The sequence below is a fragment of the Vannielia sp. ABF1_015 genome, assembly GCF_056160745.1.
In genome coordinates this window covers 15,989-38,378 of the sequence record NZ_JBSWXT010000001.1, presented here as the reverse complement: position 1 = coordinate 38,378, position 22,390 = coordinate 15,989, and the positions used below count along the sequence as shown (strand labels likewise).

General features: G+C 65.3%; 20 protein-coding genes. 9 read left to right on the top strand and 11 right to left on the bottom strand.

Features of this window, described 5'->3' with window-relative positions; translation table 11 throughout:
* Nucleotides 1–152: 152 nt before the first annotated feature.
* From ACXAG6_RS00175 to ACXAG6_RS00150, 6 genes are read left to right on the top strand one after another with little or no spacing between them, the layout of a single operon-like run.
* Nucleotides 153–1,124 carry an ABC transporter substrate-binding protein gene (locus tag ACXAG6_RS00175; protein WP_475333927.1) on the top strand — a complete coding sequence of 324 codons (972 nt, stop codon included), beginning with the start codon at nt 153–155 and terminating at the stop codon, nt 1,122–1,124.
* Nucleotides 1,121–2,827, top strand: coding sequence for an ABC transporter permease (locus ACXAG6_RS00170; RefSeq protein ID WP_475333926.1), 1,707 nt, complete (start codon nt 1,121–1,123; stop codon nt 2,825–2,827). Before ACXAG6_RS00175 ends, ACXAG6_RS00170 begins: the two co-directional genes overlap by 4 nt.
* The gene (locus ACXAG6_RS00165; RefSeq protein WP_475333925.1) at nt 2,815–3,891 is read left to right on the top strand and encodes an ABC transporter ATP-binding protein; all 1,077 of its coding nucleotides are present in this window, start codon (nt 2,815–2,817) and stop codon (nt 3,889–3,891) included. Before ACXAG6_RS00170 ends, ACXAG6_RS00165 begins: the two co-directional genes overlap by 13 nt.
* Nucleotides 3,884–4,981, top strand: coding sequence for an MBL fold metallo-hydrolase (locus tag ACXAG6_RS00160; RefSeq protein ID WP_475333923.1), 1,098 nt, complete (start codon nt 3,884–3,886; stop codon nt 4,979–4,981). The genes ACXAG6_RS00165 and ACXAG6_RS00160 overlap by 8 nt, the downstream gene beginning before the upstream one ends.
* The gene (locus ACXAG6_RS00155; protein ID WP_475333922.1) at nt 4,978–5,538 is read left to right on the top strand and encodes a histidine phosphatase family protein; all 561 of its coding nucleotides are present in this window, start codon (nt 4,978–4,980) and stop codon (nt 5,536–5,538) included. Before ACXAG6_RS00160 ends, ACXAG6_RS00155 begins: the two co-directional genes overlap by 4 nt.
* The gene (locus ACXAG6_RS00150; RefSeq protein ID WP_475333921.1) at nt 5,526–5,972 is read left to right on the top strand and encodes a phosphatase domain-containing protein; all 447 of its coding nucleotides are present in this window, start codon (nt 5,526–5,528) and stop codon (nt 5,970–5,972) included. Before ACXAG6_RS00155 ends, ACXAG6_RS00150 begins: the two co-directional genes overlap by 13 nt.
* An 84-nt stretch (nt 5,973–6,056) precedes the next feature.
* Here the strand turns inward: ACXAG6_RS00150 and ACXAG6_RS00145 are convergent, their stop codons facing one another.
* From ACXAG6_RS00145 to ACXAG6_RS00130, 4 genes are all read right to left on the bottom strand, one after another.
* Nucleotides 6,057–6,875, bottom strand: a complete 819-nt coding sequence (locus ACXAG6_RS00145) for a ChaN family lipoprotein (RefSeq protein WP_475333920.1) — start codon at nt 6,873–6,875, stop codon at nt 6,057–6,059.
* Nucleotides 6,872–7,597, bottom strand: coding sequence for a hypothetical protein (locus ACXAG6_RS00140; RefSeq protein WP_475333919.1), 726 nt, complete (start codon nt 7,595–7,597; stop codon nt 6,872–6,874). The genes ACXAG6_RS00145 and ACXAG6_RS00140 overlap by 4 nt, the downstream gene beginning before the upstream one ends.
* Nucleotides 7,590–9,257, bottom strand: coding sequence for an ABC transporter ATP-binding protein/permease (locus ACXAG6_RS00135; RefSeq protein ID WP_475333917.1), 1,668 nt, complete (start codon nt 9,255–9,257; stop codon nt 7,590–7,592). The genes ACXAG6_RS00140 and ACXAG6_RS00135 overlap by 8 nt, the downstream gene beginning before the upstream one ends.
* A gap of 67 nt (nt 9,258–9,324) precedes the next feature.
* Nucleotides 9,325–11,466: a TonB-dependent hemoglobin/transferrin/lactoferrin family receptor gene (locus ACXAG6_RS00130; RefSeq protein WP_475333916.1), complete on the bottom strand. Its 2,142-nt coding sequence runs from the start codon at nt 11,464–11,466 to the stop codon at nt 9,325–9,327.
* A gap of 674 nt (nt 11,467–12,140) precedes the next feature.
* Between ACXAG6_RS00130 and ACXAG6_RS00125 the strand changes: the two genes are divergently transcribed.
* The gene (locus ACXAG6_RS00125; RefSeq protein ID WP_475333915.1) at nt 12,141–12,749 is read left to right on the top strand and encodes a hypothetical protein; all 609 of its coding nucleotides are present in this window, start codon (nt 12,141–12,143) and stop codon (nt 12,747–12,749) included.
* A gap of 525 nt (nt 12,750–13,274) precedes the next feature.
* Here the strand turns inward: ACXAG6_RS00125 and ACXAG6_RS00120 are convergent.
* Both ACXAG6_RS00120 and ACXAG6_RS00115 read right to left on the bottom strand, forming a co-directional pair.
* Nucleotides 13,275–14,150 (bottom strand): ribokinase, encoded by an 876-nt coding sequence (locus ACXAG6_RS00120; RefSeq protein WP_475333913.1) that lies wholly within the window; start codon nt 14,148–14,150, stop codon nt 13,275–13,277.
* Nucleotides 14,147–15,079, bottom strand: a complete 933-nt coding sequence (locus ACXAG6_RS00115) for a dihydrodipicolinate synthase family protein (protein WP_475333912.1) — start codon at nt 15,077–15,079, stop codon at nt 14,147–14,149. The genes ACXAG6_RS00120 and ACXAG6_RS00115 overlap by 4 nt, the downstream gene beginning before the upstream one ends.
* An 83-nt stretch (nt 15,080–15,162) precedes the next feature.
* Here ACXAG6_RS00115 and ACXAG6_RS00110 point away from each other — a divergent pair, with 83 nt between their 5' ends.
* Nucleotides 15,163–17,139, top strand: a complete 1,977-nt coding sequence (locus ACXAG6_RS00110) for an FG-GAP repeat domain-containing protein (protein WP_475333911.1) — start codon at nt 15,163–15,165, stop codon at nt 17,137–17,139.
* Nucleotides 17,130–17,933 (top strand): shikimate dehydrogenase family protein, encoded by an 804-nt coding sequence (locus ACXAG6_RS00105; protein ID WP_475333910.1) that lies wholly within the window; start codon nt 17,130–17,132, stop codon nt 17,931–17,933. The genes ACXAG6_RS00110 and ACXAG6_RS00105 overlap by 10 nt, the downstream gene beginning before the upstream one ends.
* 27 nt (nt 17,934–17,960) lie before the next feature.
* On the opposite strand, the gene ACXAG6_RS00100 is transcribed toward ACXAG6_RS00105, so the two are convergent.
* From ACXAG6_RS00100 to ACXAG6_RS00080, 5 genes are all read right to left on the bottom strand, one after another.
* Nucleotides 17,961–18,779, bottom strand: a complete 819-nt coding sequence (locus ACXAG6_RS00100) for a shikimate dehydrogenase family protein (RefSeq protein WP_475333908.1) — start codon at nt 18,777–18,779, stop codon at nt 17,961–17,963.
* Nucleotides 18,776–19,588: a sugar phosphate isomerase/epimerase family protein gene (locus tag ACXAG6_RS00095; RefSeq protein WP_475333907.1), complete on the bottom strand. Its 813-nt coding sequence runs from the start codon at nt 19,586–19,588 to the stop codon at nt 18,776–18,778. Before ACXAG6_RS00095 ends, ACXAG6_RS00100 begins: the two co-directional genes overlap by 4 nt.
* Nucleotides 19,589–19,592: 4 nt before the next feature.
* Nucleotides 19,593–20,435, bottom strand: a complete 843-nt coding sequence (locus ACXAG6_RS00090; protein WP_475333906.1) for an ABC transporter ATP-binding protein — start codon at nt 20,433–20,435, stop codon at nt 19,593–19,595.
* Between the two features lie 28 nt (nt 20,436–20,463).
* Nucleotides 20,464–21,303: an ABC transporter permease gene (locus ACXAG6_RS00085; RefSeq protein ID WP_475333905.1), complete on the bottom strand. Its 840-nt coding sequence runs from the start codon at nt 21,301–21,303 to the stop codon at nt 20,464–20,466.
* A gap of 70 nt (nt 21,304–21,373) precedes the next feature.
* Nucleotides 21,374–22,369 (bottom strand): ABC transporter substrate-binding protein, encoded by a 996-nt coding sequence (locus tag ACXAG6_RS00080; protein WP_475333903.1) that lies wholly within the window; start codon nt 22,367–22,369, stop codon nt 21,374–21,376.
* Nucleotides 22,370–22,390: the final 21 nt, after the last annotated feature.

Here is a 22,390-nt window from a genome sequence, read left to right as displayed (position 1 = left end):
GTGCAAAGAGATTGCACGGCACCGGACTTCCGGCAAGAAAGTTATTTTTTGAGACGTAACCGAACTGTCACATGGAGCGCATAGGTAGCGAGTGCGAAGGCCGACATATCAATCACGGCTTTCGAACGAAAACGAACTTACCGGAGATTCCGATGTCCCGCTTCCTTCTGGCTGCCACCCTCGGGCTGGCCCTCCCCACGCTCGCCAACGCCGAAACCCTCACCCTCTACACCTCTCAGCCCAACGAAGACGCCCAGAAAACGGTCGACGCTTTCATGGCCGCCAACCCCGGCGTCGAGGTCGAATGGGTCCGCGACGGCACCACCAAGCTGATGGCCCGAGTTGCCGCCGAGATCGAGGCCGGCGCACCGCAGGCCGACGTGCTGCTGATCGCCGATACCGTCACCCTCGAAGGGCTGGCCCAGGCCGGCGAACTGGCCGCCTACGCCTCGCCCGAGGCCGAAGCCTACGACCCGGCCCTCTACAGCGCCGAGGGCTACTACTACTCGACCAAGCTCATCACCACCGGCATCGTTTACAACACCGGCGCCGAGATGGCCCCGGCCTCCTGGGCCGATCTCGCCAAGCCCGAAATGGCCGACCTCGTCGCCATGCCCTCGCCGCTCTACTCCGGCGCCGCGCTGATCCACCTTGCCACGCTGACCAACACCGCCGGCCTCGGCTGGGAGTATTACGAGAGCCTCGCCGGCAACAACGCCCGCGCGGAAGGCGGCAACGGCGGCACCTTCAAGGCCGTGGCCGCGGGCGAGAAGCCCTATGGCGTGCTGGTCGACTTTCTCGCCATCCGCGCCAAGGCCGATGGCTCCCCGGTCGAGTTCGTCTTCCCCGAAGAGGGTGTCTCCTACGTCACCGAGCCGGTCGCCATCATGAATGGCGCCGCCGATAAGGACGCCGCCAAGGCCTTCGTCGATTTCGTGCTGAGCGAAGAGGGCCAGCAGCTGGTCGTCGAGATGGGCTACATCCCCGCCCGCAACGGCGTTGCCAGCCCCGAGGGTTTTCCCGCTCGTGAAGAGATCAAGCTGATGGCCTTCGACCCGGCCAAGGCGCTGGCCGACAGCGAGGCCAACAAGCAGAAGTTCTCCGACGTGTTCGGCGCCGAGTGAGCTCTTTCAGCGAACATACGGGTGGCAGCCGGTCTTTTGACCGGCTGTTGCCGCTCCTGCTCCTGCCGGTCGCCCTCATCGCGCTGGGGCCGGTCACGCGACTTTTGCTGGAGGGCATAGGATTCGGCGAGGGGCTGACCACCGAGCACCTGTCGACCGTGCTGACCCGCACTTCCACCGGCACCGCGCTGAAGCACTCGCTGGTCACGGCGGCCGGGGGCACGGTGATCTCGATGCTGATCGGCGCAGGCTTCGCCTTTCTGGTGGCGCTTACCGATATTCGTGGCAAGGGCGCGCTGGTGTTCTGCCTCATGGTCCCCATGATGATCCCGCCGCAGATTACCGCGCTGGCCTGGATGCAGCTTGCAGGGCCGTCCTCGACCCTGCTCAAGCTCCTCGGCCTCGCCCCACCGCTGGGCAGCCCGCAGCCGCTGCACTCGCCCGGCGGCATCATCCTGTTGCTGGGCATCCAACACGCCTCGCTGGTGTTCCTGACCCTGCGCGCCGGGCTGCGGATGATCCCCGCGGAGCTGGTCGAGGCGGCGCGCATGTCGGGCGCCGGGCCGGTGCGGGTCTGGTCGCAAACCGTGCTGCCGCTCTCCATGCCCTCGCTGATCGCCGGGGCCGCCATGGCCTTCGTCACCGCGTTGGGCAACTTCGGCATCCCTGCGATGCTTGGCATCCCCGCCCGCTACGACACGCTTCCTACCTTGATCTACCAGCGCCTCGTCGGCATGGGCCCCTCGGTGCTGCCCGAGGTGGCGGTGCTGGCGCTGTTGATCGGGGGCGTCGCCATCCTGGGCGTGCTGCTCGCACGTTTGGTGCTGGCGCGGCGCAGCTTCGGGCTCGTGGGCCTGTCTGGCAAGCCGCTGGCGCTCTCGCTTGGGCGGGCGCGCGGGCCGGTGGAAGGGCTGCTCTGGGCCTTCATCTTCACCATCCTCGCGCTGCCGCTGATCGCGCTCACCGCCACCTCCCTCATCCCGGCCTATGGCGTGCCGCTGACGTTCCAGACCGCGACCTTCGAGGCATGGGGCGAGGCGCTGTTCCGCCAGCCGGTTACCCGGCGCGCTTATGCAAACTCGCTCTTCCTGGCTGGGGCGGCCGCGGCAATCCTGCTTGCCCTCTGCATACCGTTGGCCTGGCTCATCGAGCGCCGCCCCAGCCGGGTGAGCCGGGCGCTGGATGCGCTGGTGGAGCTGCCCTACGCGCTGCCGGGCGTGGTGCTGTCGATCGCCTGCATCCTCGCCTTCATCAACCTGCCCTTCACCGAGCTCACCCTCTACGGCACGATCTGGATCATCCTGCTGGCTTATCTCGCCCGGTTCCTGGTGATCATGCTGCGCCCGATCCAGTCGAGCATCGGCCAGCTCGATCCGGCGATGGAGGAGGCGGCGGCGATGGCCGGCGCGGGGCTGGGCCGGCGGCTGCGCGACATCGTGCTGCCGCTCGCCGCCCCCTCGGCGGCGGCGGGGGCGATCCTGGTGTTTCTCACCGCGGTCAACGAGTTGACCGTCTCGGCCCTGCTCTGGTCGTCGGGCACCGAAACGCTGGGCGTGGTCATCTACAACCTCGAAGACAGCGGCGAAACCGTGATGGCCTCGGCCGTCGCCATGTCGATCGTGCTTCTCATCATCGCGCTCATGACCTGCGTGCAGGCCGGGGCGCGGCGCTTTCCGAAAGGGGTGATCCCGTGGCAGAGCTGAGCTTTTGCAACCTGACCAAACGGTTTGACGGCGCCGTGGCGCTCGATGCCATCAGCGCCGGGATCGAGGCGGGCGAGTTCGTGGCCCTGCTCGGCCCTTCGGGCTGCGGCAAGACCACGCTACTGCGGCTCACCGCCGGCTTTGAACAGCCGAGCGCGGGAGAGGTGCGGATCGGCGGCGAGGTGGTCGCCGGACCGGGGCGCTTCGTGCCGCCCGAAGCGCGCGAGGTGGGCATCGTGTTTCAGTCCTACGCGCTCTGGCCGCACAAAAGCGTGGCGGGCAATGTTGCCTACCCGCTGGAGGTGCGGCGCGTGCCCCGCGCAGAGCGCGAGGCGCGGGTGGCCGAGGCGCTGGCGCTGACCGGGCTCACCGATTTTGCCGCCCGCATGCCCACCCAGCTTTCGGGCGGACAGCGGCAGCGGGTGGCGCTGGCCCGCTGCCTGGTGTTCGAGCCCCGCGCCGTGTTGCTCGACGAGCCGCTCGCCAACCTCGACCTCGCCCTGCGCGCCTCGATGCAGGAGGTGTTCTCGATGTTCCACCGCCGCACCGGGGCTACCATGCTCTATGTCACCCACGACCAGGGCGAGGCCTTGGCCCTGGCCGACCGGGTGGCGGTGATGGAGGCCGGGCGAATCCGCCAGTTCGCCGCGCCAGAGGTGCTCTATCGCGAGCCGGCAGACAGCTTTGTGGCGGGCTTCGTTGGTGACGGGGCGGTGGTCTCGGCCCGGCTCACAGGGCGAGCGGAACGCGATGGCCTGTGGCTCGATGTTTTGGGCCAGGAGGTGCTGTCGCGCACCTCGGCCGAGACACCGACCCATGTTAGCATTCGTCCCGAAGCGATCACCCTGCGCGACGAGGCCCCGCTGCGGGCCCGCGTGAGCAGCTGCACCTACCTCGGCGGCCGCTATCGCCTTGCGCTGGATGCGGCGGGCGAGAGCCTCGTGGCCTTCTCCGCTGAGCGCGCCGCACCGGGCGAGACCCTCGGAATCGAGCTAGGCGACCTCTGGGCTTTTCGCGATGCCGGGGCGCAGCCCGTGCTGGCCCCGGCGCTCGCCGATGCGTGACGCCGCAACCTGCGTGACGGGCATCGGCACCGCATGGGCCGAGGTGCTCTCGGGCTTGGGCGAGAAGGGCCCGGCCTGCATCCGGGTCTGGACCGGCCAAGCGCTGTGGGTCCTCGATGTGGGCTTTGGCCCCGAGGCCACCTCGCCCTTTGATCCGGCCTGGCTGGAGGGCGCGGAGAGGGTGTTCATCAGCCATGATCACATCGACCACATCGGCGGCGCGGCCCATGCCATTGCTGCAGGCCTCCCGATCCACTGCACTGCCCAGACTGCCCGGGCCCTGCCCCCCGGGGCAGAGGTGCACCTTTTGCCGGAACATGGGCGCAGCGTGATCGACGGCGTCCCCGTCACCACCGGGCGCAACGGCCATGCCTTGGGCGGCGTCTGGTTCCACTTCGAGCTCGGCGGCGGGTTGTTCTTTTCCGGCGACTGGTCGGAGGAGAGCGAGTGGTTCGCCTTCGACAGGCCGCCGCCCGCCGAGACCGCCTTTATCGACTGTTCTTACCATCTCGACGACGTGCCCCAATCCGAGCGCCGGGCCGCGCTCGACCAAGTGGTGGCGCGGGGAAAAGACCGACAGTTGCTCTTTCCGGTGCCGCCGTCGGGCCGGGCGGGGGAGCTGGCGCTGCACCTGATGAGCCATGGCGAGGTGTCGCTCGATGACAGCTGCCGCGCCGCCATTGCCGCAGCGCTTGAGGGCGAAAGCCTTGGCCTGGCGGCCAGCCGCCTCGCGCCGTTGCTGGGCCGGCCCTTCGACCCGGCCGCGCCGCTCCTCGTTTGCGATACGCCCAATGCCGACGGCGGCATGGCGCGCAAGCTCGTGCAAGACTGGCACGAAGCCGGGCGGCTCGGCCGCGATGCGCGCGTGATCTTTACCGGCCACATGACCGCCCATGCGCGGGTGATCTGCGCAAGGGGCGGTGCGTTCTTGCGGTGGAACGTGCACCCGCCCCTGCGCGACCAGCTGGCCATGATCACCCGGCTGGGTGCGCGCCGCTTTGCGCCGCTGTTCTGCACGCGGCCGGAAGACTACCTGATCGAGCCGCGCTTCGGGGCCGAGGTGGTGCTGAACCAGAGGTGCCCTTTGTGACCCTGCCCTTGCAGCCCTTCGTGGTGATCCGCCACGGCCAGACCGACGCCAACCGCGACGGCCGGATCGCAGGCCGCATAGAGGCGCAGCTCACCGAGACCGGGCGCGCGGCCGCGCGGGCTCTTGCCGGGCGGACATGGCCCGGGCAGGTGGCGGTGTTTTCCAGCCCGAAGCAGCGCGCGCGGGAGACTGCCATGCTGGCCTTTCCGAACCACGCGGCGCGGGTGTTCGACGGGCTGCGCGAGCGCGACTGGGGCCGGTTCGAGGGCCGCCCCATCGCCGAGGCTCCGCCGCGCCTCGAAACGCCCGAGGGCGGCGAAGCCTGGCAGGCGGTGATCGACCGGGTCGCGGCTGCCGTGGCCGAGGCCGCCGCTCGGGCCGAAGGGCATCTGCCCATCCTGGTGGCCCATTCCGGCGTGATCCGCGCCCTGCGCCAGATCACCGGAGGCAGCGCCCACGGCCCCTCGCCCGCCAACACGACACCCTACTTCTTCACCCCGTTCGGCGGAACCTGGCGCGAAATCAAATTAGAAATGGAGCACGAATGGACTGCGTGATCTTCGATATCGACGGCACCCTTGCAGCGTTCGACGCTCCACGTCTTGGCCATCTGGTCCATGGCGAGACCAAGCATTGGGACCGCTTCCACGAGGCGATGGCGGAGGCGCCGGTGATCGAGCCGGTGGCACGGCTCCTGCACAGGCTCGGCGGGCAGGGTGACGCCATCGTGCTGTGCTCGGGTCGGCCGGAGGGCTGGCGCGCCCACACCGAGGCCTGGCTGGACCGGATGGGCATTCGCCACGATGCGCTCTACCTGCGGCGCGCCGAGGAGGATGCCGCCAGCGACCCTGAGGTGAAGCGCAGCGCGCTGGCCCGGATCACCGCCGATGGCTACCGGCCGTGGCTGGTGGTGGATGACCGCAGCTCGGTGGTCGCCTTCTGGCGCGAGGCCGGGCTGACCTGCCTGCAATGTGCGCCGGGAGACTTCTGAGACGCGCGCGGGCCCGGCGCCCGCGGCATCGCGACGGCGGCGGCGAGGCGGCTGCCCGGGCCCCGGACCGATCCAGAAACCGCACTACCCGGCTGAAGGTTTGGTTTCCGGAAGGGCGTAGAGAAAATCGGCCATGCCCTTCGCTGCCGGCGCCCCATCTGGTGCGCGGCACGCCGCTACTGCGACCCCGTCCACCCCGAGATCCGACATTTGCCACGGCACACCGCCGCCCCACAGCAGGTGGCCCTGTCCGATGATGCCCACCACCAGAGGCGGCTCGGGCACACGCAGGGCCGCCACGATGCGGGTGGCGAAGGCTCGATCCCAGACTTCCTGTGCGCGCAGGAACCGGTCGAAAGCCGGGTCCTCGGGGCCGGTGGCCTTGCGCCCCGGGGGGGCACCGCCGGCCAGATCGAAGATATAGCGGCGGTATGGCATCGGCGAGGGGCGGGCCGGCGTGAGCCCTTCGCGGTCCGCCTCGGCAACGGCCTCCCATCCACTGGCTCCAACCTCGCGCACAAGCCCGCGTCGGCAATTGAGCCCCAGCATCGGCACGCCCGTCTCGCGGCAAAAGTGGAAGAGCGGCAAGTAGAGGTCTGGCGGAAAGCCCCAGACCTCACCCCACTCGGCCTTCGCCAAGAAGACCTCTTCGCTCAAGCCGCCCTCCACCCACTCAGCCAGCACCGGGTCAAGCCGGGCGGGGAACATCTCGAAGCCCATGACAATGGGACGGTGGGCCAGCAGACCGGCGGCGACATGAAGCTGCCAGCGGTGAATGTCGGCGCGATCATGGGTTTCGCCAAGCAGCACGGCGGAGGCACGGGCCAACTCTGCGATGGCCTCAGCGTGGGGCACCGGGGCGGCATTGCCCGGGCGGAACCAGCCTGCACCCCCCGCGCTCATGCGGCGCCCTTCGGCATGACGCTGAGGCCAGTGGCCTCGCCCTCGGGCCCCAGCGCGTGGAAGCCCCCATCGCGCTCCTCCCAGCCGCTCACGGCACCGGCCTTCAGATGCAGGTGAAAGTTCTCGGTCATCACGTTGGCGAAGCCCATCGCGGGCTTCACTTCGGCGATCACGCCCTCCCAGCTCTGGGTGCTGCCCGGCATCCTGTGGCTGATCACGACCGGACGGCCCTCGGCGCGCATTTGATCCAAGAGGGTGCACCCGGGGTCGGTCTCAAAGCTGTCCGCCTCTCCTCCGCCCTGCGATCCTCGGGCGGAGGCTTCCTCGGCGGGAAGAGTGCTGCGCGCGACAGCCTCCAATGCTGCAAGAAAACCCGGCGCTCCCTCCATGCTGACCACCCGGATCACAGGGGCACCATCGGCGCGGTTGAAGGTTAGCGAGGGGAAGATGCGGCCCTGAAAGCCGGAGGAGGTATCGAGCACAGCCTCGGAAGCCTCGCCGGGGTCGATCAGGGCGGTGTGCGCGCCGCCTGCCACCCAGATGCCCGCAGCATCAGAAGCGACCGCCTCGATCGGGCCGATCCGCTCGTGGGTGGCGCCGTTTCCTCGCAGCACGAGCATGACCTTGCCCGCGCCCCTGAGCCGCTCAAGCAATTCTCCGGCACCAGCCTCAAGGCGCCAGCGACCTTTCTCGATGTCCTGATCCGGGGTGTCGTCATTCATGGTGCTTGCCTTCCTGTAAGTTGGGCTGCGCCGCGCCGATCTGCCATTGTCCGGTCGTCTGCAGCGCCTCCGGTGCCCGGTGGGCGATGCAGAGGATCGTGGTGTCCGGCAGCTCCTGGCGGAGCAGGGTGAAGAGGTGGGCCTCGCTGGCGGCATCGAGAGCCGATGTGGCCTCGTCCAGCACCAGCCAGGCCGGGCGATGTATCAGCACGCGGGCCAGTGCGAGGCGCTGGCGCTCGCCGATCGAAAGTCCCTCGGTAGCCTCTGCCCCCGTGCCTTTCTCGAGCGCCGCCATGCGGTGGGCGAGACCCAGCCTCTCCAGCACATCACGCAGCCGCTCGTGCGGCACTTCCGACGGGTCCATCGGGTAGCAGGCTGCCTCGGCCAGTCCCTCCTCAGAGAGATGCGGGCGCTGGGGCAACACCATCAGCGGCGCGGCGGGCCGCTCGATATGGCCCTCGCCATAGCGCCAGAGGCCGGAGAGCGCGGCAACGAGCGTGGTCTTGCCCTGGCCGGAGGCGCCGGTGATCCAAATGCGCTCTCCCGGGCCGATCTCGGCATCCGGCACCGGGGCGAGCCAGCGGCCATCGGGGGTGGCGAGCGCCAGCCCCACCGTGCGCAACCGACCATCGGCGCTTTCGCTTCGTGTGATGCCGGTCGGCACGCCCTCCACAGGCTCCGGTGCGCGGGCATTCCGAAACATCTCGTCGAGCCGCTGCGAGACCGCAACGAACTGCGCCAGTTGTGGGTAGTTGAAGATGAACCAGCTGAGGGTGGTTGTGACGCGCATGAAGGCCGAGGAAAGCTGCATCAACCCGCCGAAGGTGACGGAGCCGGCGAAATAGGCGGGCATGGCAAAAAAGATCGGCACCCGGAGCACTGTCTGGAAGTAGGGCCGGGTGAAGAGCCCGAGGATCAGCTCGCGGCGGATCAGCCGAAACCAGTTCTGCCGAATTCCCTGAAAGCGCCGATCAAGCCGCCGACGCTCGGCGGGCGCGCCCTGTGCCTGCGCGATCTCACTGGCGTTGTCGCGCAGCTGGACGAGTGCATGACGAAAGTCCGCCTCGCGCCGCTCCTGCCGGAAATAAAGTGATTTCAGCGGCTTGCCCATGTAGTGGGTGATCAGAGAGGAGATGAGCACGTAGATGAAGGCGGCCCAGACCATGTAGCGCGGAATCTCGATACCGAAGCCGAAGAGCGAGAAGCTGAGCACGAAATCGGTGAGCGACCACAGGATGGCAACATAGGTGATGATCCCCGCCAGCCGCCCCACCAGATCAAGCGTGAGGGAGAGCAGGAGCGAGATGAAACTGCGGCAATCCTCGGCCACCCGCTGGTCGGGGTTGTCGATGCCCTCCGCCGAGAGCCCCGGTCGCAAGTGCCAGAAGGCATTGCCCGAGGTCCAGGCATCCAGCGCCTCGCTGGTGAGCTGCTCGCGCCAGCGCAGCAACAGCAGGTTGCGCAAGTAGTCGCTGGCCAGAAAGATCGCCGCCGAGCTGCCAACCAGAACGAAAAAGAACCCTAGCTCCCGCAGGGCAGCAGGCAGGTCGAGCTGTTCGAGCGCGTCGTAAAAGCGACCCACCCAAGAGATCATCTGCACATCGACCCAGAGGTCGACGAAGATGAGCGCCAGCACCACCGCAAATAGCAGCAGCCCCACCCAGGCGCGCGGGCCGGAGCCCGCACGCCAGGCGAGGCGCCATATGCGCCTCAGGACAGCGCCCACGTCAGAAGGTCATGTCGAAGCTGATGGCAAAGGTGCGCCCCGGCCCCGTCTGCAATTCGCGGGGGCTGGCCGATGCAATGGCGGCATTGGATGGCGACACGGCGTAGTTGGTTGCCCCGGCTGTAAAGTAACGCTCGTCGAAGACGTTGTTGACCGACATCCGGAGGAAGCCGTTGTCGACGACCTCCCAGTTTGCATGCAGGTCGAGCACTGCGTAGCCCTCGGGCTTGAAGTCATCGTCCCCGGCGGTCTCCTTCACATCGCAAGCCATGGTCAGCACACCCTCCAGCATCAGCCGCGGCTCCGCGAACTCATGCGCCAGCGAAACCGTGGCCATGAACGGGGGCAGGGTGTGCGGGGTTTCCTCCGCTCCGGGTGTGACCTGTTGCGTGCCCTTCTGCCAGGCCGCCGAAACCGCCATCGAGGTAGCTTCGTTGAAGGCCCAGCCCGCGCTTGCCTCAATGCCCCAGACGTTCACCACCGAGATGTTGCGATAGGTGTAATCGTTGGTGCCCAGCGGGTTGTAGAAGCTCTGGATGAAGTTGGAGTAGTCGGACTTGAAGGCGTTTACGGCGACAAAGCCCCGCGGCTGCTCATAGCGAACGCCCAGCTCGTAGCTCTTCACCTTTTCCGGCTCAAGGTCGGGCGCTGGCACCAAATCAAAGAAGCTGCCGGGCAACGAGGTATAAAGCTGCTGCGCCGTGGGCATCTTGAAGCCCTCGCCGTATTTACCCCAAACCGACCAGTTCTCGTTGATCCGGTAGCGGGCACCGAGGCTCTTGAGCAGCGCCTCGTGCTCACGCACCCGAGGCTCCGAGCCCGCGACCTCTTGATAATCCCCGTCAGGGCGCGGATCGATCTTGTAAGTGGCAAACCGCAGGCCCGGTGTCAGCTCGAAGGCACCGTCGCCAAAGCTGATACGGTCCTCGATGTAAATGTCGGCCCGGGTGGTGGTCGCATTGGCAAAGTTGAAGCCCCCGGCTACGGCAGTGGTATCGGTGCCTTGCGTCAGGTTGAAGGTGTCGACCCGGCGGTAATAGTCGGTTTTGGCGCGGTCGCCATCGAAACCGAAGATTACCCGGTGCTCAGCGGCGCCGGTGCTGAACTCTGCGGTGGCCTGCACGTCGAGCTCCAGGAAATTCTCGGTGAAATGCAGCCGCTCCCGCTCCCGGATGCTGTCCCCCGCGGCGCTGGTGGCCAACTCGGTGCCTCGGCGATCGTAGCTGTGCTCGGAGTAAGAGAGCGTGGTTTTCAGCTCGGTGATGACTCCGCCGGCAGGCGCCCAAGTGTGTTCGACGGCCGCGCGATGGCGGTATTGATCGAGGAAGCGCTCCTTGTTCTCGATGATCTCGCCGGTCGGCAGGCCGCTGAAGCTGGAGAGCACCGGGCCAAGGGAGGATTTCTGGTCCACCTTGGTGTCACGGTCGAGCATATCGAGGGTGAACTCGAAGCGGTGCTGGCTGTCCGGCGTCAAGACCAGCTTGCCCAAAGCGCGGGTCGACGAGATGTCGGTCGGGTCCAATTCACCGCAGGTGGATGCGCCGTAGGCCTCTACCTCGCGCGGGCAGCCCCAGCTGCCACCATCGTCGCGCGCCTTTGAAAGTTCGGCCTCGTGGCCGGAATCGCGGGCCACGCCGACCAGCAGTTGCAGGTCATCCGAGAAGCGCTGACCAAAAGTGAGCGAGGCGTTGGTGTTGCGGTCGAAGCTGTCGTAACCGCCCTCCACTCGCACGGCCCGGTCACGCCCCTGAAGCAAGTCCTCGGGGTCGATCGTCTCGAACGCCACGAGCCCGCCGAGGGCGTCGGCCCCCCAGAGCACCGAGGCCGGGCCGCGCACGATCTCGGCCTGCTTGGTGAAATTCAGATCGACGTAATCGCGTGTGCCGTCCTGGATCGCTTCCGCCATCCGTGAGCCGTCCACCTGAATCGCCACACGGTTCCCGCCGACGCCACGGATCGTGAAGCCGTTGAAGGAGTTGAACGGATCCGTGGTGTTGGTGCCGCGCCGCACGGTCACGCCCGGCTCGCGCCGCACCAGCTCCTCCATATCGGTGATGTGTCGGTTTTCCAGTTGCTCGTCGTCGATCACCGTGATGTTGGCGGGCACATCGAGCTGCTCATCCCCCGCTCGATCCGTGGTCACGATGATCGGCTCAAGCAGCGTGGGTTCCTGCTGCTGTGCTATGGATGGGTGATTAAAAAAGGGAACGATTGCACAGGCAATCGCAGTCGTCTGAAGGAAACGCGGCAAGTCAGCCTCCTTTGCGTAATGAGGAACGCTGGCTGCTGAAGCTTGCGGGGAGTTCACGCGTTGCCCAAATGAACGAGCATCGCAATCAAAATCGTCCTTAAGACGCATCACCGAACAAGTCAATGACAGGTAACGTGTTAACCACCGACACGACAGCAGTGGGTCATGAGGCGATCAAGAGAATCGCTAAATGCATGATTTTACGGACCGGAACGACTTACCTCGCCCAATGAACGGATGAGATTTTACAGGCTGGCAACGGCGTTACCCACCTCAATCATATCCGTTCATCGCGAAACCCACCGCAGAAGCCGGCCTAAAAATCCCCCGGTTCCAGGGGTGATTTCCTCGCATGTCGCGGCACGTTGGCATCGAAAAGTGGACATACTTGGTAGCGGAGGAAGGACTTGAACCCCCGACACCCGCATTATGACTCCGGTCTGTCCCTTGATAATAAAGTTCCATTGTCAAAGAGTGGCTTAATCTACCCTATAGATATCAATAGGTTGCGATGTATCTGCAAAAACCAATAGCTGTTCTGCGACATATGCCACCCCCCGTTCATTATGCTCTTCGTCGCCACGACCGAACGACGAAGCGCATCCCGTGAGTTGCCTCGCTATAGCTGCATACACGGCGGCTTGCGTCCGCCGCTCAACCTCCACGGACACAGCTATATCATGACCTACCATTCTCCCTACGACACCAACGCCTCACGCTATCTCTCGAAAAAGGAACTTGCACGCCGGTTGCGCGAGTTCGAATTTCACTACTTCGTCACGCTGGCAACAAACCATAGCTCGCTCTCAGAGCTCGCGATGCGACACCGGCTGAAAAAGTGGGACGCCAAGATGAACCGCTTCCTCATCGGCTCTAAGTGGGTCGAACGTCCTGACGAACGTATGGTATGGTTCGCGTTCTTGGAGAAAGCGCACGTCAACCCGCACTGGCACCTCATCGTGCAACTCGATAGCCCCCAGTCATCTGGTGTCGCCCATCGCCAGAGCGGCTTTGAAATCCGGTGTAAGACGACGTGGAAACGCTTGATTCCCGCGGGAGATGCCGATGTGAAAGTATTTGATTCTCCGGGTGTTATCGACTATATTACTAAGGAGCTTTGGTCCGCCGAAAGCTTCAGCAACTTCATCGTCTGGAGCGAGTTTCGGAACAGGTGATCGAACGCGAGAGACCGCAGGGAACGCCGCGGGCTGTTAGCGTTGCACTTGAAAGCTGGCAATCTATAGGACGTGCTGCTGCTGGAAGAAACCAGCGGCAGTCTGATGTATTTGTAGAATCGAATACACGCCCGACTGACTCAAACGTCTTCGCTTAAGCCTGCTCGAGCCGACCGGAGGGAGGCTCGACGGAGCGAGACGAGGCCGAAGGCCGAGTTGAGTGAGTATACTTCTCGGTCACAGGCATACCCATCGCACCCTCAACGGAGCCGACGCTACAGCGAACACTTCAACCGGTGCAGGTCGCGAAGACGTTTGTGCGATCTGCAGGGAATGAGTGGCCTGTTGCTACCACACTTCCGTTTACGGCCTTCCCGGGAGTAGTGGAGAGCGAACACTAGGGCTAGCGATCCAAACAAGCCGGTTAGCGTCACTGCGATCTAGCGCGCTGCGTCCGCAAGGGGGCACGCGCGCCGACATCATCAACCCTCACCTGCGCTCCACATGCTGCGGTTTTGGTGCATCTCAGTCTCGGGCAAGCACGGCCTCTGCCTCCTCGCGCATGGGTATCGCCTCGACTGCCCCCTTGCGGCCGACCTGTAGCGCTGCCGCTGCGGATGCGAGAGCAAGAGCCCGGCCTGGCACAGAGCCCCGGTCCAGCTCGGCGAGAAAGAAACCCAGAAAGGCATCTCCGGCGCCCGTGGTGTCGACTACCGGCACCTTGAGCGCGTCGACCCGCTGGGTCTCGCCTGCAGCCAAATACTCGGCGCCCTCCGACCCACGTGTGACCAGCAGGTCCAAGCCTTCCGGCAAGCGGTCCGCGCTGCCCAAGGCGGCGATCAACTGCTGTAATTCGACCGCGTTCACCGAGAGCAGGTCTACATCTGAGAGGAGCGGCACCACGATCTCCGCTACGAAGGGAGCCGCCGAAAGAGCCACGCGCAGCCCACGCGCGCGGGCCAGTCGGGCGCACTCGCCTGACTGGTTCGTCTCGTTCTGGATCAGCAGCCAATCTCCCGGCGCGCAGGCCCCGATAGCCTGCGCGACACGCTCGTCTGGAATACGGGCATTCGCGCCCTGATCCAGAACGATGAGGTTTTCGCCGTCATCGTCGACGAAGATCGTGGCGCTGCCGGTCTCGCAGCCGTCGATCCCCGACACATGCGTCCCGTCCAGCCCCAACTTCGCCAGCGCATCCATGACCCGCGTGTCATCGCCACCGACAGCACCCACATGGCGCACGTTACCGCCCGCTCGCGCGATGGCGACCGACTGGTTCAGCCCCTTTCCGCCCAGCCCGACCTCGACGGATCGCGCCTGCAACGTCTCGCCTGGAGCGGGGAAATGCGCCACACGCAGCACCCGGTCCCAGTTGATCGAGCCGACATTTAGGATCGTCATGCCAGCGCCGCGATCTCGGCCCGGAACTGTGCAGTGCCAGCCTCGACATGCTCAAGCAGATCGATGACCGCCCAGAACCGCTCGGTGATGTCGAAATCTGTGACCCGCGAGTGTGCGGAGCCGAAGGTGCCCAGCCGGGTCTGGTAGATTTTGGCCAGACCCGGATAGCCCATTGGCTCAATCATCGCTGCCATGGCCAAAAAAACCTCGAGCCGTTCCCGCAGATCGCTGTCGGCGGTGCGATTGGCATAAAGCCAGGCGTAGAGGTCCGGGTGGAAGTTGGTGGACACCCCGGCAAACCCCTTGCCGCCTGCGCGCATCGCCTCGGCAGCGATTGCCGCATTGGCGTTCACCACCGCGAATTCGGTGCCTTCGGCCATGGCCACCCGCCGCCGCACCGTCTCGATGTCGCAAGAAACGTCCTTGAGCGTGATGAAGCGCCCGGTGTCGCGGCAGAGCTTGAACTCGTCGTCGCTCAAGAGGCGACGATAGGGCGCGGGGCACTCATAGAGCCCCAGCGGCATGTCCGCAGGCACGGCGCCCATGGCAAGCTCGAGGCCTCCACGGAACGCCTCGGTGCCGCTATCGTTCGGGTCGAGATGGTTGGTGACAAAGACCAGCGCATCAACGCCGGTCTCCGACATCGCCGCCAGTTCCTCACGCTGCCCATCGGGGTCGTCGCTGATGTGGCCAGACCCTATTACCGGCACGCGGCCCGCTGCAAACTCCACGGTTTTCTGAGCCAGCTCAATCCGCTCAGGCAGGGTCAGGCGTTGCATCTCGCTGGACTGACAGACCGCAAAGAGCGCATCCGCCCCCAGATCGACATACCAGTCAACCAAACGGCCCAAACCCTCCCAGTCGATACGATCATCATCGGTGAAGGGTGTGAGCATCACGGGCACGATGCCGTCCGCTTTTTTTCGCATCCTTGTCTCTTTCGGATAGATTTGTAATCAAATTTGGTTTTAGAATATCATTCCAAATTAATGTGAGACAAGGAGTAAATCAGGTGAGCGTCAAAAGATGGGAGGATGACGCAACAGTCTGGCATGGCCCCGACTATGGCGCCGAAGCCCTGCAGTATCATCCAGACGTAACATCCGCTGCAGTGGCCGGACGGATCATTACCTGCGTCGATGTGGTCGACTGGTCGGGCAACGGCACGCGCGACCTGCTGCTGTCCGCCTGGGACCCTTGCTACGACGGCAAGGTCTTCCTGCGTCGCCAGATCGGCACCAACGATGACGGCACCCCGGTTCTGGGTGCCGAGGAAGAAGTCGAGGGCGTGCGCGGCTACGTCACCGCCGTCCCCGATGGCGACGTCTTCCACCTCGTTTCCGCCTCGCGGATGCGCAAAGCGATCTATCTGTTTCCGAACATCGGCAGCAAGGGTGCCCCAGCTTTCGGCGACCCTGTCGTGCTCGATCTCGATGCCGACTGGGTCAAGGGCAACGAATACTACCACATGGCACGGTTCCACGACATTGATGGCGACGGCGTGCCGGAACTGATCGTGGGCAGCGACTCTTGGGATGACTACTGGCCGAACGGCTTGGAGTGGAATGATTTCGGCTATCGCGGCTATGACGCCGCCGGGCGCTGGCTGGGCGGCCCCCTGCGCGGCTTCCTCTATGCGTTCAAGAACACGGGCACCCCATCGGCCCCGGTGCTCGAAAGTGGCAAACCCCTGATGGCGGGCGACACGCCGCTCGAGGTCTATGGCCAGCTTGCCCCAGCCTTCGGTGCCTTCACGCCCGGCCAGCAGAGCCTCATCGCCGGAGAGTTCTGGAACATCCTCCACATCGCCCGTCAACGCGCGGACGGCCACTTCGAGCCTAACCAGCTGGTTCAGACGCCACAGGACGAGGTATTGGAGCTTGACCAATGCATTCATCTGCCCTGCGTCACCGATTGGAACGGCGACGGCACGCTCGACATTCTCGTCGGCGCCGAAGACGGCTATGTGACCTATCTCCGGAACTGCGGGATGGGCGACGACGATCTGCCGCGCTTCGAGAAGGTCGGGAGGATCGAAACCACGCAGCCGCTGATCCATGCGGGAGTGCTTCCCAGCCCCGCCGCGCATGACTTCACCGGCAACGGGCGGCCCGATCTCGTCGTGGGCAACTCCACGGGAGAACTCCTGTTCTACGAGAACCGGGGCGCGGATGACCCGCGCCACTTGGGCAAGGACATGATGCTGACCGCAGCAGGCGAGCCAATCCGCATTGCCGCCGGCCTGACAGGCTCAATCCAGGGGCCGTCCGAGAAGATGTTCGGCTATACCTGCCCCACGGTGGCGGATTGGACAGGCAGCGGGCTGGGCGACATCCTGTGCAGCGATGTCACCGGATACCACCGGTTGTTCCGCAATCAGGGCGATGGCAAGAACCCGCCACGCTTCGCGGCAGAAGAGCTGCTGACCTGCGAGGGCAAACCCTTGAAGACAGTCTGGCGCGTGCGCCCGGCGGTGACGGATTGGACCGGCACCGGGCAGCTGCATTACCTCGCGCTCGATGAAGAGGGCGTGCTCTCGGACTGGCGGCGCGCTTCGGATACCGAGTTGACCGACAAGCGCCACCTGACATGGGAGGATGGCCGCCCGATCCGCTTTACCGTCGACGTGGGCGGCGGGCGCGGGCGGGTCAAGCTCTGCCTCTGCGACTGGGAGGGCACGGGCCGCACGGATCTCATCTTCGGCACCCATGCCCGCGCCTGTGTCCCAGACGACCCCGCCACAGGGGCGCCGCGCAACACCACCCAGCAGGCGGGCCTGTTTTACGCGCGAAACGTCGGCACACCCGATGCGCCGCGCTTTGCCTTGCCGGTGCCGTTGAAGCACAAGGGCGCAACCATCGCCATGGCAATGCATGTCGCTTCGCCCGAGGCGGTGGACTGGGCCGGACGCGGTGCGCTCGACCTCGTGGTCGGCGTCGAAGACGGCAGCCTTGTCTGGCTCAAGCGGGAGGATCTCTCATGGCGGTGACCATAGGCGGCGCGACCCGGCTGATGGGTGTGATCGGAGACCCGATCGCGCAGGCCCGCACGCCGGGCGCGATCAACCCGATCTTCGAGGCAAAGGGCGCCGACATCGCCTGTGTGCCGCTGCACGTGCCAAGCGCCGATCTGGCGACCATCTGGACGGGGCTCCGTGCCATGCCCAACCTGGTGGGCTTCGGCATCACCCTGCCGCACAAGCAGGAGGCGCTGGCGCTTTGTGACAGTCTCGATCCGGTGGCCGAGCGGATCGGCGCGGTGAACCTCGTGCGCCGCGAGCGGGATGGCAGCTTTCGCGGCTACCAGTTTGACGGGGCGGGCTTTGTGCGCGGCTTGCACAATGCGGGTATCGACGTCGCGGGGCGAAGCTGCCTGATGGTCGGCGCGGGCGGTGCGGGTGTTGCCATCGCCTTTGCGCTGGCCGAGGCCGGGGCGGGCGAGGTGGTGATCGCCAACCGCACGCGCGACAAGGCCGAGGCGCTGGCCGCGCGACTGAACGCCGATCTGGAGCGCGATGTTGCCCGCGCCGGAACCGCCGAGCCGCAACCCGCGCAGCTGGTCATCAACGCCACTTCGCTGGGGCTGAAAGAGAGCGATCCGCTGCCGTTGGACGCCAACCTGCTTGGCCCCGGCATGACCATGGCCGAGGTGATCGCCCAGCCCGAAGTGACGCCCCTGCTGCATGCCGCCAAGGCGCGCGGGGCCGAGGTTCACTCCGGCCTGCGGATGATCGAAGGGCAGGTCGGCGCCATTGCCGATCATCTCTGCGAGATCTGGGGATAGACGGTGCGGGGCTGGCCCGGCCCTGCTTCACCGTCCGAGCGGCTCTCCGGCAGGCAGACCGGCGGCGAACCCCGCGATCAGGGCAATCTGCGCTTCAAGCATGTCATTGCCGTCGGAAGTAGCAGCTCCAGCAAGCTTGGCATCGCGCAACAGCGCCGTATCGCCCTGCAAGGCGGCGATGTCGGCCACCAGCATGTCAGCGCGGAGCGCATCCCCGGGCACCGGAAAGCGGGCGTCGCCCTTGATCCCGATAGGAGAGGCGTTGACGACCATGTCATAGTCCGCGCCGCCCTTTGCGGCAAAAGCGGTGCCCTCGCCAGCGACCGCGTTCACCATCCGTGCGGTGAACGCCACCGAGGCCGGGTGGATATCCATCAGGGCCAGTGAGGCGATGCCTTCGCTCGCCAACGCATGGGCGATGGCTCGGCCTGCCCCGCCTGCGCCAACCATGAGCACCCGCGCACCCTGCAGACGCGCGCGTGCCGCACCAAGGCCGAGCACAAAGCCAATGCCGTCGAACAGCGCGCCATGCATCCGTCCGTCCGCGCCGCGTTGGATGGAGTTCACCGCCCCAACCGCACGCGCCGTCTCGGTCAATGTCGCGCAGCGGGCGGCGGCGGCCACCTTGTGCGGCACAGTCACACCGATCCCCGCAATGCTGCCCAGCGCCGCCAGCGCGTCCCACGTCGCCGTGAACTGCGCGGGCGTGACGTGGAAGGGCACGGCAAAGATGTCCTCTCCGGCAGCGGCAAAGATCGGGTTGATCAGACGCGGCGTCTGCACCTGTGCCACCGGATCTCCGAAAACCGCATAGACGCGCGAAGCGCCGTTCAGATCAGGAGTCATGCCGCTTTGTCCTGCCCGAAGATCTCCCTGCAGCGCACCATCGCGATATCCAACACCTCAGCCGGATCGCGCTGCCACCACTCCTGTGAGAAGATTTCGACCTCAACTGGACCGTCAAACCCCGCGCCGCGCACCATCCGTTCGATGCCAGCAAGGTCGATCACCCCGTCTCCCATCATGCCCCGATCCGTAAGCAGATGTCGTGTCGGGATCAGCCAGTCATTGACGTGGAAGCCAAGGATGCGGCCGGCCTGGCCTGCGCGTTTAATCTCGGTGTCGAGGGTTTCATCCCACCAGACATGATGCACATCGATGACCACGCCCAGCCCCTCGCCCAGCCGGTCACAGATATCATTCGCGTGGGACATGCTGGAGATGACCGTGCGGTCGCCCACCAGCATCGGATGCAGCGGCTCGATGGCCAGCTTCAACCCCAGATCCCGCGCCATGGGCAAAAGCGCCGAGATCGCCGCCTCAGCACGGCCCCGCGCCCCGGACAGGTCGTGCTGACCTTCCTCAAATCCGCCGGTAAAGAGAAAGACGTGATCCGCCCCGAACCGCGCCGCACGCTCCAACTCTGCCCGCGCCCGGCCCAGGCCCTCGGGCGTGAACGGGCCAATGCGGTTGTAGCCGGAGACACGCATCCCGTGCGCCTTGAGCCCCTCCAGCGCGCGCGCCTCCCCAACCTTGTCTATCTCGTTGCCCCAGATCGAGACCGTGCGCAGCCCGCGCTCGGCACAAAGGTCGAGAAAGCGCAGCATGTCGGCCCGCTCGCGCACTGTGGCGTGGTTGAAGACGATCTCGGTCATGGCGTCAGAACTTGTAGACGCCGAGCTTGGCGAAGATCTTGTAGATCCGTTCGGCGTATTTCGAGAACTCCGGGTATTCGCCCAGATGCGCCGGGCGCGGGCGCGGCAGATCGATCTTGATCTCCTCGACGATCTGGCCGGGGCTCTGCGACATCACCAGCACGCGGTCCGAAAGGCCCACCGCCTCTTCGATCGAATGTGTGATGAACAGCACTGTCTTGCGCGTCTCCAGCCAGAGCACCTCAAGATCATGGCGGATCTGGGTCCGGGTTATCGCATCCAACGCGCCGAAGGGTTCGTCCATCAGCAGCATCGACGGATCGTGCACAAGCGCGCGCGCAATCGACACCCGCTGCCGCATCCCGCCAGAGAGCTGGCGCGGATACTTGCCCTCCGAGCCGCGAATGCCCAGCCGGTCAAACAGCATGTCGGCGCGGGCACGAAACTGCGTGGCGTCGAGCTTGCGGATCTCCTGCTGGAGCAGCACGTTCTGCATCGCGGTGCGAAAGTCGAGCAGCAGGTGATCCTGAAACACGATACCGACCTCGGAGATCGGCTTGGTCAGCAGCTTGCCGTCAACCTCCACCGTGCCTTCCGAAACCGGCTCCAGCCCCGAGGTGAGCAGCAGCGTCGTGCTCTTGCCGCAGCCCGAGGGGCCGATCAGGCTGACAAACTCACCCGGCTTTACATCAAGGTCGATGGGGCCGAGGGCATGAAACGGGTTCGGCCCGCCTTGCCCGTAGATCTTGGAGATTCCCTTGGCAACGATCGAGGCGCCGGCGGTGCCGCTGGAATGGGCTCCAAGGGCGCTCTGCAGCGGTTTGGCGGGTGCGGTCATCTGTTCCATATCGAGTAGTCCTTTCAGGCCCGGCCGCTCAGTGCCCGGCATTGCCCCAAGGCATGAGCATCTTTTCGGAGATGCTCATCGCACCGTTGAAGATGAGTGCCACAATGGCCGCCGCGATCAGCCCGGCAAACATCAGCGACATATCCATGAAGCTCGACGCCTGCATGATCATGAAGCCGAGGCCTTTGTTCGAGGCGATGAACTCGGCGATGATCACGCCTTCGACCGCCTTCACTACGCCGATCTTCATGCCCGCAAAGATTGCAGGCATGGCCGCCGGCAGGCGAAATTTCCAGAAGCTCTGCCACTGCGTCGCGCCCATTGAGCGCGAGATGTAGAAAAGGCGCGGGTCGACCGCCCGGAACCCCGACATCGAATCGACGAGGATCGGGAAGAAACACATCAGAAAGACGATCAGCGCCGCGACAAGCGGGCCAATGCCGAACCAGATGATTAGGATCGGCCCGATCACCGTTTTTGGCATGATGTTAAGAAATACGATCACCGGGTAGAGCCCACGCTCCAGCGCCGGGACCGAGACGATGGCCAGCGCGAGCGGAACGGCGACCAGCACGCTGAGCGCGAAGCCTTCGAGGATGGTCAGCGAGGTCGCGCCTGCATGAAAGCCGATGGTCTGCCAGTCCGAGATCAGCCGGCCGAGAAAGTCCGAGGGCTTGGGCACCAGCCAGGTGGGCACCTCGAACCAGATGGCCAGCCCCTGCCAGAGGCCGAGCAGTGCCGCGATGGCGATGAGGCCGATCAGAATCGAGCCGACGAAGGAGCCATAGAGGCGCCCCAACGCGTGGATCAAAGGGTTCGGGCCGGTGCTCTGCAATGCCATGAGTGTGTTATCTTGGGATGTCGCCATCCAACCTGTCCTGTCGCTTGGTCGTGTGGGGCGGCGGGGGCTGGTGCTCCCGCCGCCTTGAAATGCCGGCTTACGGGCAGGTCACTGGCTCGCCGGGGACGAAATCGTTGGTGTAATAGGTCGTCACCGGGTTCTCCGACGAAAGGTCCATCGCCGTGGTCATGACCTTGAACATCTCGTCCCATGTCTCCGGCGGGGTCACGCCGATGCTGTCGCCACTGCCGCCCGGGCAGACCGAGGCAAAGCTATAGGTGGCTGCCTGCAGCAGCGAGGCTTTGGTGTTCTCTGTCTCGGGGAAGATCTCCAGCAGGTCGTCGATGGCGCCTTCCGGATCGGCCATGGCCGCCTTCCAGCCCTCTGCGGTTGCCTCGATGAAGCGCCGGTAGACATCGCCGTTCTCGGCTAGCTTGTCCTCACGGGCGATCAGGCTGAGGCTCGCGATGGGCACGCCGTTGTCATAGAAATACATGTTGCCAGCGTCGATGCCCTGTTCGGCCAGCGGCACGACGACGTTCTCGGGTGTTTGTGACACCGCATCGACCTGACCGGAGGTTAGCAAACCGAGGAAGGCGGATTCCGAAGCAGTAATCAGCTCCACGTCGCCCTCGTCGATGCCATTGGCTTTCAGAAAGACGGGGATCAGCGGCATCATGGCCGAGCCTGGCGACACGGCGAGTTTCTTGCCCACGAGGTCCTTGGGTTCGCTGATGCCCGAGTCCGCCAGGAACTGGATGCCAAATTGGCCGGATTTCCAGATCGTCGAGACGATCTTGATCGGCGCCCCCTGAGAGGCGACTTTCAACGCGGCGCCGGTATCGGCATAGCCCAGCTCGACCTGGCCGGTGGCGACAAGCTGTGCGGCGACAGCCGAGCCGCGCCCCTCGACCAGCGTAACCTCCAGATCATGGGCGGCATAAATGCCTTCGGCTTGAGCTACGGCAAAGCCCAGATGGGCCGAGTCTGCGGTCCAGTTCATCTGAAGCGTGAGCTTGTCGGCGGCATAACTGGCCGTTCCCGCAAAGGCGGCGCAGGCGGTTGTCAGCAGCAGGGTCTTGAAGCGATACATTGATGGTCTCCTCCCAATCGT

What these genes read in the sequence shown, in the direction of transcription:
- ACXAG6_RS00175 (WP_475333927.1), top strand. Translation starts at nt 153, where the DNA reads ATGTCCCGCTTCCTTCTGGCTGCCACCCTCGGGCTGGCCCTCCCCACG.
- ACXAG6_RS00160 (WP_475333923.1), top strand. Translation starts at nt 3,884, where the DNA reads ATGCGTGACGCCGCAACCTGCGTGACGGGCATCGGCACCGCATGGGCC.
- ACXAG6_RS00150 (WP_475333921.1), top strand. Translation starts at nt 5,526, where the DNA reads ATGGACTGCGTGATCTTCGATATCGACGGCACCCTTGCAGCGTTCGAC.
- ACXAG6_RS00145 (WP_475333920.1), bottom strand. Translation starts at nt 6,875, where the DNA reads ATGAGCGCGGGGGGTGCAGGCTGGTTCCGCCCGGGCAATGCCGCCCCG.
- ACXAG6_RS00140 (WP_475333919.1), bottom strand. Translation starts at nt 7,597, where the DNA reads ATGAATGACGACACCCCGGATCAGGACATCGAGAAAGGTCGCTGGCGC.
- ACXAG6_RS00125 (WP_475333915.1), top strand. Translation starts at nt 12,141, where the DNA reads ATGCTCTTCGTCGCCACGACCGAACGACGAAGCGCATCCCGTGAGTTG.
- ACXAG6_RS00120 (WP_475333913.1), bottom strand. Translation starts at nt 14,150, where the DNA reads ATGACGATCCTAAATGTCGGCTCGATCAACTGGGACCGGGTGCTGCGT.
- ACXAG6_RS00115 (WP_475333912.1), bottom strand. Translation starts at nt 15,079, where the DNA reads ATGCGAAAAAAAGCGGACGGCATCGTGCCCGTGATGCTCACACCCTTC.
- ACXAG6_RS00105 (WP_475333910.1), top strand. Translation starts at nt 17,130, where the DNA reads ATGGCGGTGACCATAGGCGGCGCGACCCGGCTGATGGGTGTGATCGGA.
- ACXAG6_RS00100 (WP_475333908.1), bottom strand. Translation starts at nt 18,779, where the DNA reads ATGACTCCTGATCTGAACGGCGCTTCGCGCGTCTATGCGGTTTTCGGA.
- ACXAG6_RS00095 (WP_475333907.1), bottom strand. Translation starts at nt 19,588, where the DNA reads ATGACCGAGATCGTCTTCAACCACGCCACAGTGCGCGAGCGGGCCGAC.
- ACXAG6_RS00090 (WP_475333906.1), bottom strand. Translation starts at nt 20,435, where the DNA reads ATGGAACAGATGACCGCACCCGCCAAACCGCTGCAGAGCGCCCTTGGA.
- ACXAG6_RS00085 (WP_475333905.1), bottom strand. Translation starts at nt 21,303, where the DNA reads ATGGCGACATCCCAAGATAACACACTCATGGCATTGCAGAGCACCGGC.
- ACXAG6_RS00080 (WP_475333903.1), bottom strand. Translation starts at nt 22,369, where the DNA reads ATGTATCGCTTCAAGACCCTGCTGCTGACAACCGCCTGCGCCGCCTTT.